This window comes from Pseudocoprococcus catus (genome assembly GCF_019734885.1).
Lineage (GTDB): Bacteria > Bacillota > Clostridia > Lachnospirales > Lachnospiraceae > Coprococcus_A > Coprococcus_A catus.
Genome location: NZ_JAAXCM010000042.1, coordinates 1 through 16,159 on the forward strand (window position 1 = coordinate 1; position 16,159 = coordinate 16,159).

Consider the following 16,159-nt stretch of genomic DNA (forward strand, 5'->3'; position numbering starts at 1 on the left):
TACATTTTTCTTCCAGACATAGAAATAACCCCTTTCATTAGACTTACATTTTTGTCTAACAAAAGGGGTTCACTTCAACGTGGGCGGTTATTTTTGTGTCTTATTACTATCCTTACCAAATGTATATCCTATACTAAAGCAGGTTAAGCCGAAGCTCACTACTGCAATAAAGTCAACAATACTCATTGGCTTAGCCCTCCTTACTTACGGATTCCCCTTCGGGTATCTATGTAATCAGAGGGTCACAGTCCCTCTGTAGAAGGACTAACCGCCTACCGTTATATGGCAGCACCCATATTTCGATTATATCAATTTTTAGTTTTATACGCAATATGTAAAACTTGTTTATATCAAAAACTCTTCCGCTTTTTGCAGCAGAGAAGCTTTTTCCACAATTCTTTCTCATTGAAAATTAAATTTCTTCTAATTCAATTACACCTCTTCCATATCATCCATATTCGTGCCTTTCTGCATTATATGCTGACTAACAATACCCTTTGATTATTTCGCATCAATTAGAAAAATTTTTGGAAGTGGGGAAAAAATATGATCTCATACGACAGATTTTGGAAGACACTGGAAAATTCACCAGAAACCTATTACACATTAGTCAAAAAGCATGGAATCCCAAACAGTACTATGACTAAATTAAAAAATAACCGCACCATCAATCTTGGTACGGTAAACAAGTTATCTGCAGTATCTACGGATATTCAAACTAAGCACTGTGGTGAAAATTCCTGATCCTGATCGTACTCTCATCCTATCCGCCATGCAAAAATCAATCGATCCGGGAGAAAGTCTGGACGATGCTATGGCATTTATCGAAGATATGGCCTATTACCCAGAGTTTTGTTTTTGGGATTGGGATTTCAAATTCTTGGATGAGATCACAGAGTATAAACTTTATCATTCTGATCTCAATACATTACTTGGCATTGGAACAGAAAAATCGGTCATATACATTCCTGGACTGATTAATTATTAATCTGCCCACAATTCAGCTGCCATACAAAGCGTAGACGGCTGATTCAGACATTTGAATAATATCTTCGATAGATTTACCTTTAAAAACAAATATCTCTTAAAAACAAAAAGACAGCCTTCATTCTGAATTCTTCTTTCAGATGAAAGCTGTCTTTTTTTGGTAACATTATATGATTTTTGAGATTTAACTGCATCCCAACCGCAAACGATGATTTTGTACGTTTTCGTCTGTTTTTCTAAAATCACGAATTTCAGTTTAAAAGTATAGTTTTGTACGTTTTTACCGATTTCGCCGAAAAAATTTTTTTGGTTTTGTTTTATTTTTGTTAATCTTAAATTATATTCTGCATATATCCAGTCTATTTTTCCGCTTTGCTATTTAAAATATGAAATAATATTATGAATATATTATTTTTCCTGCGATTTTTTAATATTCAGCTTAAATGCTTCTTTGGATATATTTTAACTCGACCATTATGAGCTAAAATTATATCTTAGATATATTAATTTCTCAAGTCTGTATTTGTTCTAAAATCTAAAATTACTTTTTGCATATATACCGCAATTATTATTTTACATTAACAGCTGTGCTCTTATCTTATTCGCATCAAGCAATACTTCCACCTCTTCCCCTTCTTGTCTATAGGCAATAATGGGCTTTAATTCCAGATCATTTATTTTTAATAATTTCTGGTTATTTTCTAATATTTGATTTGCTACATTTATGACATCTAAACGTATCAGGCAATTTGCTAATCTTTGCCATAAAATATAGGCTTGTAATTGCTTTTCCTCATCCGACATTCCTTGCATGTTACTTTTTATTTTCAATACAATTATGACAGCAATAAGATACCCATTTAATAAATCACTTTGACTCTTTTCATTTTCAGTATCCTCAAACCATATCTTATAGGCTTTGTTTAGGTGATTTACAATCATTCGCACTATCTTTACATTGCTTATTTCTTCTGTACTTGCTAATTCTTTATTCTCTTCTTGCCGACTAGAATTACGTTTTTTCTTCACATGCTGTTTTAACAAATTCCACTTCCTACTTAGAAATGGACCTATTTTTTCTTCACATATTTCTTTTGATTTTGGAAGCACTACACCTGTTAATAGCACCGTTACACCAAAATATATCGCTGCTTCCATCAATCCATCAATTATACTTGTCTCACAACCAGATTCTTCTAATTCAGGCTTATAACCATATTTTTCCTCTAGTTCACTGTCATCAACCTTAATCCACTCAGAATTTCCAACCGGTTTATTTGTTTCATCATCTAATAAATTTCCTCTGTATGCACCTTCTGTATCGTTTGAATCGGCTAAATGTGTTCCTTCTCTTTTTATCGGACGGTAATAATCACTCATTTGTTTTCCTCCCACATTTTCAGATACTAGTTAACAACTCTATCGTTCATATGTAACTACATACAACTTAATATGATTTTATTATATTACAAAAATACCATCAAAAAAAGGACATTTGCCTCGATTATCAAAGCAAATATCCTTCCGTATGTCCTGATTAATTATTCAACAATTCATCTCTGATTTGAATATGTTCATCATCCATTACTGCCTTTTTCTTTGTGCCACTCCGTTTATCTGATGCATGAGTCTTCAGCCATTGATACGCATCCTTTGTAATCATCACCTCATCCGCGTTTACATTTCTTTTCAACCCTATCGCATGATCTACAGCCTGCTCAACTCGTGTCTTATTATAGATTTCACCGGTAATACTAATTGCATTCATAATATTTTGAATTGCATTATTTTTTATTGCCGGAAGTCCCTTTTCTTCTGAAATCTTCATCTGCTGATATATTTTTTCTCTGTTAGCTTCCTGCTGTGCATTTTGAATCAGGCGTTCTAATTCCAGATTACCATTTTTCATAATTTCTTCCCGTTTTTTCTCATAGTTATGATTATTCATATCATCTAAAAATGGCTGTATTCCAGGAAAATACTGTCTGGATATACGATAAATATAATCTGCATTTATTACCGGTTTCTTTTTGGCACGTAAATAATGAATCTGCATATACATATATACACTAACCAGCTGTGCAATAATTCCCTTAGAGACATCATACAGGGCCTGAATAATCTCTCTGTTCGGCTCAATTCTTTCATCCATCCACTGAAATTTCATCAGATTTGAAACAATGGTTGCAAAATACTGTTTGTTTTCACAATAGGCATTGGCTTCAATGAACGCCCCTGTTCGTCTGCTCATTCTTAAATTCGGAAACATTTTACTATAAGCATCTTCTGTTCCCACTGCCATAATAGCTACTTTTGTCTTATTCACAACAGTCAGCAGACTTTCATATGTACTTTCTTTCTGCCCTGAAAAATCCAACAGCTGTATCTCATCAAAAATAATACAGCCAATCGCAAACATCTCAATCAGTTTGCATATAACATTTGCCTTTTCTCCCACTGTACGGGCGCGTTTTACCATCTGTTCATATACCGGCTCAAGATTTCCTAAAGCCTTATCAATCTCTTCTCCAATACTAATATATAATGCTGAAAAATTTGAATTCGCCGGGCATACAACAACAAGATACACAATCTGTGGGAAGCGCTGAAAGGATTCTGATTTATGTATGATAACCTGCGGATAATTTGAAAGCAGTATCTCCAGAGAAGCAGATTTTCCACATCCTGAATAGCCGATTAACGTTATTCCTGCATTAGAAGCAGCTCCATGATTTCCTTGCAAACGTACATGAGTACTGTCTTCAGTGTCATTCATTGTAATCTTTATAGGGTCCTCGCTCTCTTTCTCTATACGATCACGATATGATACTCTTAACACATTATTAAATTCCTGTTCAAGCAAAGCATGAAACGGTAAAACAAACCTAACCTTTCTCAGCAGCGCCACCATTTCTAATTTTTCATTGACACTCATATTTCGGACTTCTTTTTCATTCGGAAACAACGGCTGCTTATTGTATGTTGTGAAGACTTCGTCTTCTGTACGTGCTTCCGGTAACGCTTCTATATATGGATTGCCATTATCTTCAGGCATCTTAGACCTCACATATACTGCCGGAACTTCATTTGTCATCCGTAAATCAAAATTATCATAAGAATGTTCATTTTCCTTCATTTCTGTGTAATTGTACTTCATAATTAAAAATCTCCTTCTTCAAACATATCCATTGCTGCCCTGAAATCTAAATTTGGTGCAAATGGATCTTTATTTTTATCTTCTTCCTGATGCTCAGGATTATTTTGTGACACTTTTTCCATTTGTTCCTCACAGAGCTGCTTCTCATCTTTTTCTAACCGTTGTGCGACCCGATTCTCATTGTTAATGCGGTTCTTTTCTTCACATCTTGCATCACGAATTCCCGTCGTATTTGCCAGATGTTCTGTGGTATTCGCCGCAATAATGTTCCTATAAGTCTTACTGAGATTCATGTCCACTGACAAATTATGTTCTTTACCTTCACGATTTAATTTCCTTCGGTGTGCATCATACTCGTTATATTCAGCCCATGTCATACCGGTATACTCTGCGTTATTTGGAATACCATCATTCAGATGCAGTGTATATAATTTATTGTCTTCCATATAATAGATTGTCCCAACATCTCTCGGATCATAGCGGATTTTCATTTTTTCACGTTTAGTACCAAGCCTGAACATTTTCTCCAGCAATTTAGATTCATGATTGATATAATGCAGACCTGATAATATAACACCTTTCCGAGATAAGCTTGCCTGCTTTTCAGGCAATAAGTCATATAAATATTGAGCATATGTTGCCTGAGATATAGGTCTGGGATTTCCTTTAATCTCACAAAAATACTTCCATAATGTGCATGGAGCCGGTTTAATATCTTTCTGATACATTTCTTTACCCATTGGATAACCTTCCATGTAACGCTGATTATGCATAAGAACATAATTAATAACTAATTGAGTAAATGAATAAATATCCAGCATTGCCTCCCGATGATGATTTGAATCGTATCTCTCTGTAATCAACCCTTTTTTTATCATCTCTGGTCTTAATGAACTCTGAAATTGATGAAATGACTGTTCAACAATACTTTTCAAAGATCCTGTTGCTCCCGGCTCTAATGTACGTATAATTCCCAATCTCTTACATACCTCTCCAAACTTATGACTTTTAAAATCCGATCCCCGGTCACACCTGATTTCATTTGGTAAAAAATTTGAAGGCCACAAACCCGAATCGAATTCTATTCCATATTTTGCAGCATACTCTGCTTTGTCATCTCCCAGATTTAAGAAAAGATTTGTAAGACCAATCATGCTGTTGTTTTCCAACGAAATTGACACTGCCACAATAGCACTCGTCTGTACATCCAACAAAAAATATACAATCGGACGTCCTATACTCTGCTCCTTATCCATAGCAGATACAATAGAAAAATCTGCTTCTACAGCATCCGCTTCCACAATCCATCCCGGACGAATTGCATCTTTTCGTGCGCTCCCCAGCAACAGTCTCTTGGCATTTCTCTGTTCCTGTGCACTGGTCTTTTTAATGTCCTTTTCCTTTTGTGATATATGCTGACTACAATAAAAATAAAATTGATTGTATGTCGGAATCATGGACTGCGGCAGCCTGTTTCCATCCGAATCCGTATAATATTTTTCAATCAAACCTGCATATGCGTTTTTATAGGTGCGCTCTCTGCCTTTCTTATATAACTGCAGGAACTCTTCAAATTGATTAATAACTTCCTGTGTCAATACAACGCCATTTTGAAGTCCATCAAATCTTTTTCTCCCCGCTTTCACTACATGTCTATTAGGGCCTGTAGATTTCTTCTGTGAACGCTTATCAACCAATGAACTATCTTGAAAACCTGATTGAATATAGGCTTTTACGTATATCCAAAAAGAATTCCTTGGCATTTGATATTCAGTAAGAATTTTTTCTATCGGCTTTTTTGTTCCTTTTCCCATTAATCCTATATAAGTAGGCCCATAGGCCTCTGCCACGTCATTCAACATTTTCTTAATTCGAATAAAACGTGCCCTATCTTTTTCATCCATAGTATCAAAGGAAACTATATTGTTATCACTCTCATATGTAAGCACTGCTTCCTGGTTTCGAATCATTCTTCTTAATTCTGCTGTTTCAAAATAATTCAAAATTAATTTTGTTGTATTCATCCGGCATAAAACACATGCATCCGGCTGCACATAAATCAGTCGATACACATCTTCCAGTATATGAATAATTGCTCCAACCATTAATTGAGCCATCTTATTCCTCCATTCCGCATATTCTCAATAATTGCTTTATAATCCAGCAGACGGCTTTCCATATCTACGATGATTTCTTTATGCGCGATCTTATGTCTAAGGGCGCTGTATGCATCATATACACAGCCGTCATCATAACAAGCTGTCACGTCCATGATGTTTTTTACTAACGTCCAGTTCACATCACTTTTATATACGATATGAAACGGAATCTGCAGACTGTCCCAGTAAAGTTTTTCTATATAAAGCTTTTCTATATTCCTGGCATTATCCAATACAGATTTATCCGTCTTGACACTGTATGCCTCGTATGTACCATCTGTTTTTGTGATCAGCATATCTGTCGTCATCCGTGTTTTTTCATTATATGGATGTCTGAATCCAAGCTTCCTGCTAATTTCTACTGTCATCTCCAACTCCAATGGAAACTGCTCCCGGATATCTGTTACATCATCTCTCCAGCGCAGCAGATAATACCAGTAGACCTCTCCCTGGGACAACAGATGCACCTGCCGCCCTGTTTTATAATCAATTACTTCTGATGCTGTTCCCATACTGTTGACTTCTCTGTTTTCGAGCCATGGCTTATAATCTTTTCCTTCTCCTGTTCCCCGGCCTCTCCTCAGTCTTCCTTCTTCTGTAATCATTGGCATTACAATTCCTCCCTGTACAACTCCGCTATCATGGACGATGTCCATTTAGGATAATACTGATAGTAACTTTCAAAATCTTCCTGTTTAACATTTCTCTCATCCAGCCATTTGAGGATGAGTTCTTTCTTATTTTGTACAGTACAGGCCTTCAGCCGTTTTTCGTTAATAACAAAAGACATCACCGCAAGCACTGCATAATTTTCATCAGTAATCTCTGTCCTGCTGCCATGTATCTTTAATTCCAATCCGGCATATGTCCTGTTGCGCCCATGCTGCTGACTTTCTATATTGCTGACAATATTGATCTTTTCAGGTTTTTCTGTCCTTAGTCCCAGAGCATAGGCAAAACTGAGGTCAGACAGATAGCCTATCCTATGTCCATCCCTTTCAATATATCTGCTGTGTACAACCTGTTCCGGACTAATATCTGCATTGGCATAACAATAGACTCCCTTTTCTATCCTTTGAATGACATTGTTTGAAACCAAATTGCCTAATGTATGTTTCACAATACCATTGCTGATATCCTTATTTGCAGCTTGAATATCCTCAATACAAATAACTTCGTTTTCCTTGTAATGACCTTTGATCCAATTTTCAATTTTGCTCTGATATGTTATTGGTGGATCAACCTTCATATTCTTTTCATCTAAAGTTAACGGCAGTATCTTTGATGGTGTAGGACGATTCAGTTCCTGCATAATGCGTGCTGCTGTTAAGTTTTTCTCTACCCCAGTCACTGTATCAATAACCTTGTATAGATTTTTAGTTTTCTTGCCACCATATTGATAACGTCCGTTCGATTTTTCTTTGATTATCCTGATCAACTCATCCAATTTTGTAAATGGGTGGCAATACGAACATCTCTCTCCATCCAAAAAATGTCGTGGGTAATAATCCTGCCCTCTCCCACATACATTATGTTGAATACCTACCTTTGTATCTTTGTCTTTATATTTTCCTGCCAGAGAGTATTCGTTCCCAGTCAAGTTTTTTATTTCACGTTTGAATATATTCTCTGTTCTGACTCTCTGAGCACAGATTTTGCAATATGGGCGCTGTATGAATTTTGTATAATTAAACCAAAAATTATGGCCATATCGACGATCCATAAACAAGGCATCTTTTTGTTTTCCCGAAAACTGCAGTAATTCAATTGTTCCATTACTGGCACTATCTACCTCTCTTTGCGCTTCTTCAAATGATGTCGTCAAATTACATTGACACCTGCTTTTCTCGAAGAGGAATGCTCTCGGTTTGATTGAATAAATTTTTCCACAAGGTATGTGTCGGATTCTGACCGGTTCATTCATGCTATGAAATTCTGATAAAAGCTCATATTCACCTTGCCCGGCAATATCAAACAGCCGTTTAAATAAAGCTGCTTGTGTTATCTTACTGTCACATTCAGGACATCCCCACCCGGCGAGAATTCTTGCCGGTGTTGTTATGAACCTTGTCCCACAAGTACAGCATCTGAGTTCAACAATATCCTCCCTCCACTCTGACACCAATTCGTATTCGCCATATATTGCGGCTGCAAATTTATATTTGATTGAATCTGCCTTTAACCCCTTTATCATTGCTGACACATCACCCGAAAAAACAAACATCAGCATAAATAGATACATTTTGATATTTGCGTATCCCTTTTGACACAGATCAGTTTTTAAAAATCTTTCGACTTCATCAGCCGTCACCATGTCATCGTACTTTTTTAATGCCTTTATCAATCTTTTTTGCCCATACGGCAGATACTTTTTACATCTAAGTTCATACTTAATCAGTTCCCTGATTTCAGTAATACTGTACTGGATACCGACATCCAGTACTTCCTTGCACCATCTGGCATATTCTTCGCTACAGGAATATGCTCTACAATCTTCATAATCTTCTTCAGCAACAGAAAATTCATTTCCCTTATTTCCAATAAACTTTTTCAATTTACAGCCATGCTTATAGCATGTTGTAACTTCCGGCATCTGATGTGCACGATGATAATACCAGTAACCATATTTTTCTTTATCTTCCTGCTGACATATCGGACAGCACTTCAAGTGTGAAATCACCGGACGCGTTTTTGTCAGCATTTTTTTAATCTCCGGCCTGCTGCATAACACACCTATTCTGTGTGAAGTCAATTCTCTTGTTGCAAATGGTGCTATTCCGGAAAACATTTCTGTTTTAAGATAAAACTTTACAACATCCTCATTTTTTTTGCTTATTGCCTCTATTAATCGATATATGTCCCATCTATATTCATAAGTAATACTCTGACCTGGTTTTTTCAGGTGATAGCAGTCAAAAAAAAGCTTAGTGTTGTTAAATCCATTTGCCCGTGCTATACGCATTAAAAAAGAATATAATAATTCGTCCTCCGCTTCCTTCGGAACGATTGCAAATCTTGGCATGCTATTCGCCTCCCTACTTTTTAAATCTTCCATATAAAGATGTAGTAGTTTTGAAAATCGTCTTTACTTCCACTATTTTGTATAGGCGTTTTATATGTTTTTTATAATATTGCCTATTTTTTTCATGTTTAAGCCTTATAAACGCCTATTTTAGAGCAATATATGCTATTCTATAATGACTAGGAGGACGTAAATAATGGCTATTTTATCGGATTCTGAATTCATGATTAACTTTCGCCATAAATGGAAGCTTACACAAATTGACGCCGCAAAAGAACTGGGCGTATCCATCTCCACTATTTCTCGTATTGAATGCAATAAAAGAAAATTATCATTAAAAATGCGAAAAAAATTAAACGACTATGAAGACACACAGAATAAAAAACTTTTTTTGGCTGACTCCATTGACGAGATGTTTGAAAGATCCATAAACAATTACCTGCGCACATTAAATCCTAACAATGGTTGTGATATTGACTCCATTCGTCAGAGCATCTACCGCATGCTGCATCCTAATGATCTGCCTATTCATTCATCTGAACGTTATCTGCTCTTTTTGGAAAGACTGCTTGAACTATCTGTCAGACTATGCTCTGAAGAAATCTATTGCATAAAAACCGGTCGTGCATTTGTACCTAGCAAACGCTCAAAAAGCATATTTCAAGAACTTAATGCCTCTGATCAGATTTATTTAAAGATGGCTACCAACACTAAAAAAGAATAATTCACTCATATTATTAGTATATATCCATCTACGGACATATCTGTTGATGGATGTGTCAATCTTGAAATTTTTTTGAGAATGGAGTGATTTGATGATTACATACGACCGATTTTGGAAAACACTGGCTGATTCGCCGGAGACATATTACACTCTGACAAGAAAACATGGCATCTCAAATGGTACCATGACAAAACTGAAGCATAATCAGAGTCTTACTACCAACACGCTAGATAAACTGTGCCAGATATTAAAATGTAAAATTGAAGACATATGTGAATATGTGGTATCTTATGATTAAACAATCACACTTAAAAATATTATGCATCTAATTATCTTTGATATCTTATTGCCAAGAATACCGATAAGTAGAGGAGGTTTTAAAAAATATGACTGAACAGCAAATAATTGATGAAATCCTAAGATATCTCCATGATGATTCTTATAATTATGCTGTTTTAATCGATGGAGAATGGGGGAGTGGAAAAACTTATTTTGTAAACAATACCCTTACAAAAATAATTGAGAAACAGGAATCCGATTTAGAAACTTCTCGAAAAGTTCAGTATATTTCTTTATATGGATGTAAAGCAATATCAGATGTTCAGGAAAATATTGCTTGGTCCTTTGCAGAAGATGCTCGCCAAGTAATACAAGATAAAAATAACTTCGGAACAACCGGTCAAAAAGTATCCAATAACATTCTTCTTTCTTCAAAAAAAATTGGAAATGCTATTTTAAAGAAATTCCTTCCAAATATGCCTCTGTACGAAATTGCCTCAGATTGGCTGAATTTAGGATCATTTATCTTTGTATTTGATGACCTGGAACGTTGCGATTGTCCCATCAATGAAGTATTTGGATTTCTCAATGAACTGGTGGAACATGAAAATACGAAAGTAATATTAATCGCCAATGAAAAAGAATTATCCGGTATCGCTGAAATACAATATTTAGAATTACAATATTCGCTAACTTTAGATGACCGAATTATCTGGCCTACACCAAATACAAGTAGTTCCTGGGCAGTCAGAAGCAGTAATTCAACCCATATTTCGCTTGATGAAATGGAAAGACGACGAAAATTGCTGTTTCCAACCAAAGAAGCAAATAGTAACTATCGCAGAATTCGAGAGAAACTTATTGGTGTCACATTAAAATATGAGCCCAATATTTCCTTGATTATCTCCGAAATTCTAAAATCATCAAAATATGACCCTTATATAAAAGATATGCTGGAAAAGAAAAAAGAAACATTCTCATTAGAAATGCAAAACCGCAATCATAAAAATCTTAGAACCTTTCAGTTTTTCCTTTCCAAAGTAAGCTATCTTTTAGAAAAACTATCGGACATTAATACTGACCCTGAATATCTTGACATAATAAAAGAGCATATAATCTCTGAAACTTTTTATCAAGCCATAAAGTTTAAATCCAACGACCAACCGTCTCGAACTATGCATGCTCAACTCAAAAAAGAACAAGAGGCAAAATTTCAAAGTATAAAACAGTATATTGAGTCTGGAACTTACAATCAGAAGATTTTTGAAGACAATGTTTTAAACCTTCAAAAGGAATTACAAGCCCGAATTCCTGATGATGATCCATATTATCTCATATATCAACAATACTATTTACAACCACAAGATTGGTGTGAAGATCAACTTGAAAAAGTTTTGCAACGGCTAGACGAAAACAAATACCCTATTGCATTCTACGGTAAAATTATCACATCGATTCAACGCTTGATTGATTTAGGATTTGATGATGAATATATGAATCGCACTAAGCAATTAATGCTTACTAATATTACAAAGATGAATGAAGTTAAATTGATTGATTCAAATTTGTGGTATATCGAAAACAAACCGACTAAAGCAAAAGTTACTGAAGTGATTACGGATATTAATCATGCTATAAAAGAACATTCCGAAATAGTGAGTAGAGAAAATGTTGGTGATATACTAAAAAGTGATAATTGGATTAACCGACTGGAAAATTATAGCAATCCTAATCAGAATCGGTATGCCCAAGATATGTCTGTATTTTCGAAGGCCCCGCCAGAACAATGGCTAAATCTTTTGCACAAAGCTTCACCTAGGGATATTGATGACTTTCGCCATTGGCTTGGAGACTTATATCCTGAAGATACTACTCGAAAAAGCTATTCAGAAGATGCCGATACAATTAAAAAGATTCTGACAGGTTTAGAATCAATTGAAGAAAAAGATTTAATAAAAAAAGCATGTGTTTCATGGCTATGTAAACAACTAGCTACCATTATTAAATTTCATGAACCTTCAACAGAACAAGAGTATGACTAAAGATTTTGAGTTTTAATCAATACGATTCTTTTTTTTGCTTGAAATTAAAACCTGCTTATAACTTTTTGTGGAATTGAATTCCGCTTCTAATTGAACCACAGGTTCAATGACAAACACAAAAACCTCCTGTACAATGGACATCAGTAAACAATGTCGAATAGTACAGGAGGTATTATTATGTCTGAAAAAATGCTCGTTACGCAGGCCCTCGACGAACGTGACCTGCTTGTAAAGAAAATTAATGATAAAATATGCAAAGCCAGCTTTGTTGATACGATCAAGCCGAATGTTGAGCTGGTCTACAATAAACGGATCAAAAAGGAAGAATTCAACCAAGCCGCTTCATCTGCCTATCAGCAGATCATGGACCTCATCGCACGTTTTCAGACCATTGATGCGGCAATCATCAACTCTAATGCCAATACCAGGATCACTACCTCCTATGGCACTTATACTGTTGCGGCAGCTATTTCACTCCGTAGCAGGATGAGAAACATGGGTGCCTATGATAACGAGGCCAATTTTGAAGACAGACTTCGAAATAAATTAATGCAGGAATATAGCAACCGTGTATGCGTCTGTGACAAGGAAAATGCAAAGTTGAAGGAAACAGCAGATTCGATGCGCTTAAGTATCCTGGGTAAAGATACAAAAGTCAAAGAGGACAAACCTCTGGCTGTCGTTGATGCCTATATCAAAGAGAATACCACAGAACTAGTTGATCCCCTGTCTGTTGAAAAGTTGACTGCAAAGCTGGACGAAAAACGTGACAAATTGTTATCCGAATTAGATACCCAGATCAAAGTCAGCAACGCAACAACATTCATTGAATTTTAACATCACTGCCTGTAGTGCGAAAATCTCAAACGTGTCTTCCCTGCAGTTGGGGTATAGCTGTCATTATATACACTATAATGGAATCAGATGTACATACAGAATGTTGAATTCTGTCGGCAGTAAGCTGCCGACGGGATTCAAATATTTTGAATACTATAAACCGTCACCGTGTTTTTTCATATGTATTCTGTTAAGTTTCACCAAGGAAATCTTTAATCATCAACTTTGAACCGAAAACTTTCCTGCAGGCATACGCTGTATGCTGAAATCCATGATCAGCGGTTTGGTGTTAAGGCCCTTGACCTGAGATGATCCCCATGGCTGCACTATAGGCATTTATTCTACTGCCGCATACACTGCGGCTTTTTTTATTGGAGGAATTGAAATTGAAAACCGTTAAAGAATGGCTCAATGAGATCAATATTCAGAAACTGATTGGTTATTACCAGACTATGTACCCGGCCTATCTTGATGATGCACGGCTGGATGAGACGATGACAATCAGGCGGTGTCATGACATGGAACGTTCTAAGCTGCAGGATGCCATTCACCAGCTTCAGAACATGCCGATAACACTGTCGGATGATGGAATCCAATACATTATATTTGGTCATAAGATTCTCATAGACAGCTCTGATGATGAGACATATGCTATCGTCAGTGTCAATGAGCTTCTGGACTATTGCGTAGGAGCGGATACATCGGGATATGATATGTACGACTCGGCAGAAATACTTAGCTTTCTTGTAGCAGATACACCATTCACCCGGGCACACATCTACGGACTGTTTTGTGATATTCTTCTTAATACCATCACCCCTCATCTGCATCGAGAACCACCTAAAAAGCCTAACCCATTAACTATTCTGGACAATGCAGACTCCGATTTATTTCCATCTTCCCAGGAATATCTTGAAAAAATGCAGGCTGTGAGAAAATTAAATCTTGATGCAGAAATATATTTGTTGAGAGATATCGTAAAAACAGCACTCCGACAGTATAATGATTATCAGCGGACTAAAGAGCTGTACAAAATCTATCGACTATTGAAATCATGAAACAAAATAAGACTCCATGCTAAATAAAACAGTCATAGAGTCTTTCTATTATAATTATAAATTTCTTATCATTATCATATATTTCTAAAAAGAAATAGAGAGGATACACTTAAGATCCTCTCTGTTTTGTTCATGTTTTCACTCTTATTCCTTTAGTGATATTATACTAACGGAAACCCATCCACCACATACTGTAAGCAGACACCAACTGGTATAGTATAAGTTCACCATTTATATGATATCAATTATTTTTCTTGTTGTCAATATCCTTTGTCAAATTCAATAATTTTTTATTCTCTTCTTTGAGCATTTGCATTTCTTCTTCTAATTGAATAATCTTATTATTCTGCGAGTCAATTACTCTTTTCTGCCTTTTACGTTCTTTCTTAAGATTATCATATGCATTTTTCAAAGTTTTGTTCTCTTGAATTAATTTTTCCATTCTCAAATATGAAGGTAATACCCTCATACCCCAAAAAGAACGCTGATCTTTTTCCGAAATAGAATGTCCTCCATTATATGAAATTCTATGAATTTGCTTCATAAAGTCTGTAATCTGTCCTTTGTTTGTGCAACCTTCTAGCTTAATAATATTATTAGCAACAAAATCTGCAAATTGTAACCCTGCTATATTTTCATTTTTAGAATATGCAACAATTGTCCTGTTTCTATTTTGAATCGCCGTACTATTTGTATACACAATACCTTTATTATTAGCTTGTATTTTATGATATACATTTATCAACTTAACATCCGGAGATTTTGAAGAATTTTCCCCGATAGTATTCCGAGACTCATATATAACATCCCCATATCCATCATTCACTGATAAATAATGCGTAAAATTTTCAATAATTTTTTGTAATGCTATATTATACTTATCATCTATTAAATGTGTTCCACTATGCGCTTCATCTAAAAAAAACAAATCATTTAATTGTTGCATTTTAATGATACAACTAAATACTGTTGCATTTGTTTTTTTTAAAGTCTGTGCCATTTTACCATAAACTTGGTGATATTTTCTTTCAATATCTTCTGGTGATAATTTTTTGAACTCTTGATATTCCTCCTTAATGCCTGTAATATTACTAGAATTTCTATTCGAAAATACTTTTTCTAGCTCAGTACAGTGAAGAACTGGATTATGTAGATTAATATACGTTTCATCCCAAATAATTTTTTTAATCTCTGCCATTCCTGTTTCCAGTAATTCAACATTATCCTTTTTTATTGCTATTCCTGCTATTGCAAAGGTTCTTGTTCTTCTAAATTCACTTTCATCTAAATATAGAATATATTCATCTTTCATTCGTTTTCTTGTCTCCTAATAATCCTCTTTCATAATTTCTATTATATATAATTATACTTGAGAATTCGATTAACGTCACCCAATATTTTTGTTTTTACATAACCAAGACTGTTACTAAGTAAATGTCCGACTATGGTTCCATTATTTACAATCAAATCTCTCATTCAATGATATATCCTAATCATCCTTTATAATAGTTCTCAGAAAAATAATAAAATCTCTACTATAAATACTACTCCTAAAAAATAATGAAATGGCAATCATACAGTATATTAATTACCAGCTGAATAACAAGCTGTGCTGTGCATTGCCTTCATCAAACAACAATTTTTGTGTCTTATTACTATCCTTACCAAATGTATATCCTATACTAAAGCAGGTTAAGCCGAAGCTCCCTACTGAAATAAAGTCAACAATACTCATTGGCTTAGCCCTCTTACGGATTCCCTTTAGGGTATCTATGTAATCAGAGGGTCACAGTTCTCCGTTCTACTTCGGTCGTTGCAAAACGAGTGCCACCGACACTCTGCAACCCTCTGTTGAACGACTAACCGCCTACCATTATATGGCAGCACCCATATT

General features: G+C 35.4%; 13 protein-coding genes. 6 read left to right on the forward strand and 7 right to left on the reverse strand.

The window, feature by feature from the left end:
* The first annotated feature begins 814 nt into the window (after positions 1–814).
* A complete protein-coding gene (locus HED67_RS12010) occupies positions 815–988 on the forward strand; it encodes a hypothetical protein (protein ID WP_221718441.1) in 174 nt (57 codons plus the stop codon).
* 572 nt (positions 989–1,560) lie between these two features.
* Here HED67_RS12010 and HED67_RS12015 read toward each other — a convergent pair.
* From HED67_RS12015 to HED67_RS12035, 5 genes are all read right to left on the reverse strand, one after another.
* Positions 1,561–2,367, reverse strand: coding sequence for a hypothetical protein (locus HED67_RS12015; RefSeq protein WP_221718442.1), 807 nt, complete (start codon positions 2,365–2,367; stop codon positions 1,561–1,563).
* Between the two features lie 157 nt (positions 2,368–2,524).
* Entirely contained in the window at positions 2,525–4,144 is a 1,620-nt protein-coding gene (locus HED67_RS12020; RefSeq protein ID WP_221718443.1) for an ATP-binding protein, read from the reverse strand.
* A 2-nt stretch (positions 4,145–4,146) separates the two neighbouring features.
* Positions 4,147–6,168, reverse strand: coding sequence for a Mu transposase C-terminal domain-containing protein (locus HED67_RS12025; RefSeq protein ID WP_221718444.1), 2,022 nt, complete (start codon positions 6,166–6,168; stop codon positions 4,147–4,149).
* Positions 6,169–6,248: 80 nt separating this feature from the next.
* Positions 6,249–6,914 carry a TnsA endonuclease N-terminal domain-containing protein gene (locus HED67_RS12030; RefSeq protein ID WP_221718445.1) on the reverse strand — a complete coding sequence of 222 codons (666 nt, stop codon included), beginning with the start codon at positions 6,912–6,914 and terminating at the stop codon, positions 6,249–6,251.
* The gene (locus HED67_RS12035; RefSeq protein WP_331467097.1) at positions 6,914–9,358 is read right to left on the reverse strand and encodes a TniQ family protein; all 2,445 of its coding nucleotides are present in this window, start codon (positions 9,356–9,358) and stop codon (positions 6,914–6,916) included. The genes HED67_RS12030 and HED67_RS12035 overlap by 1 nt, the downstream gene beginning before the upstream one ends.
* A gap of 163 nt (positions 9,359–9,521) precedes the next feature.
* Here HED67_RS12035 and HED67_RS12040 point away from each other — a divergent pair, with 163 nt between their 5' ends.
* The 5 genes from HED67_RS12040 to HED67_RS12060 all read left to right on the forward strand — a co-directional run bounded on the left by HED67_RS12040 (position 9,522) and on the right by HED67_RS12060 (position 14,265).
* Positions 9,522–10,049, forward strand: coding sequence for a helix-turn-helix domain-containing protein (locus HED67_RS12040; RefSeq protein WP_215632875.1), 528 nt, complete (start codon positions 9,522–9,524; stop codon positions 10,047–10,049).
* A 91-nt stretch (positions 10,050–10,140) separates the two neighbouring features.
* Complete coding sequence (locus tag HED67_RS12045) at positions 10,141–10,347, forward strand: helix-turn-helix domain-containing protein (protein ID WP_221718447.1); 207 nt, start codon at positions 10,141–10,143, stop codon at positions 10,345–10,347.
* An 88-nt stretch (positions 10,348–10,435) separates the two neighbouring features.
* Positions 10,436–12,370, forward strand: a complete 1,935-nt coding sequence (locus HED67_RS12050; protein ID WP_221718448.1) for a P-loop NTPase fold protein — start codon at positions 10,436–10,438, stop codon at positions 12,368–12,370.
* 177 nt (positions 12,371–12,547) lie between these two features.
* A complete protein-coding gene (locus tag HED67_RS12055; protein ID WP_221718449.1) occupies positions 12,548–13,207 on the forward strand; it encodes a hypothetical protein in 660 nt (219 codons plus the stop codon).
* Positions 13,208–13,593: 386 nt separating this feature from the next.
* Positions 13,594–14,265, forward strand: a complete 672-nt coding sequence (locus tag HED67_RS12060; protein ID WP_221718450.1) for a hypothetical protein — start codon at positions 13,594–13,596, stop codon at positions 14,263–14,265.
* A gap of 241 nt (positions 14,266–14,506) precedes the next feature.
* Here HED67_RS12060 and HED67_RS12065 read toward each other — a convergent pair whose 3' ends face one another.
* Positions 14,507–15,577 (reverse strand): DUF3800 domain-containing protein, encoded by a 1,071-nt coding sequence (locus HED67_RS12065; RefSeq protein ID WP_221718451.1) that lies wholly within the window; start codon positions 15,575–15,577, stop codon positions 14,507–14,509.
* A gap of 276 nt (positions 15,578–15,853) precedes the next feature.
* Positions 15,854–16,000: a hypothetical protein gene (locus HED67_RS12070; RefSeq protein WP_221718452.1), complete on the reverse strand. Its 147-nt coding sequence runs from the start codon at positions 15,998–16,000 to the stop codon at positions 15,854–15,856.
* Positions 16,001–16,159: the final 159 nt, after the last annotated feature.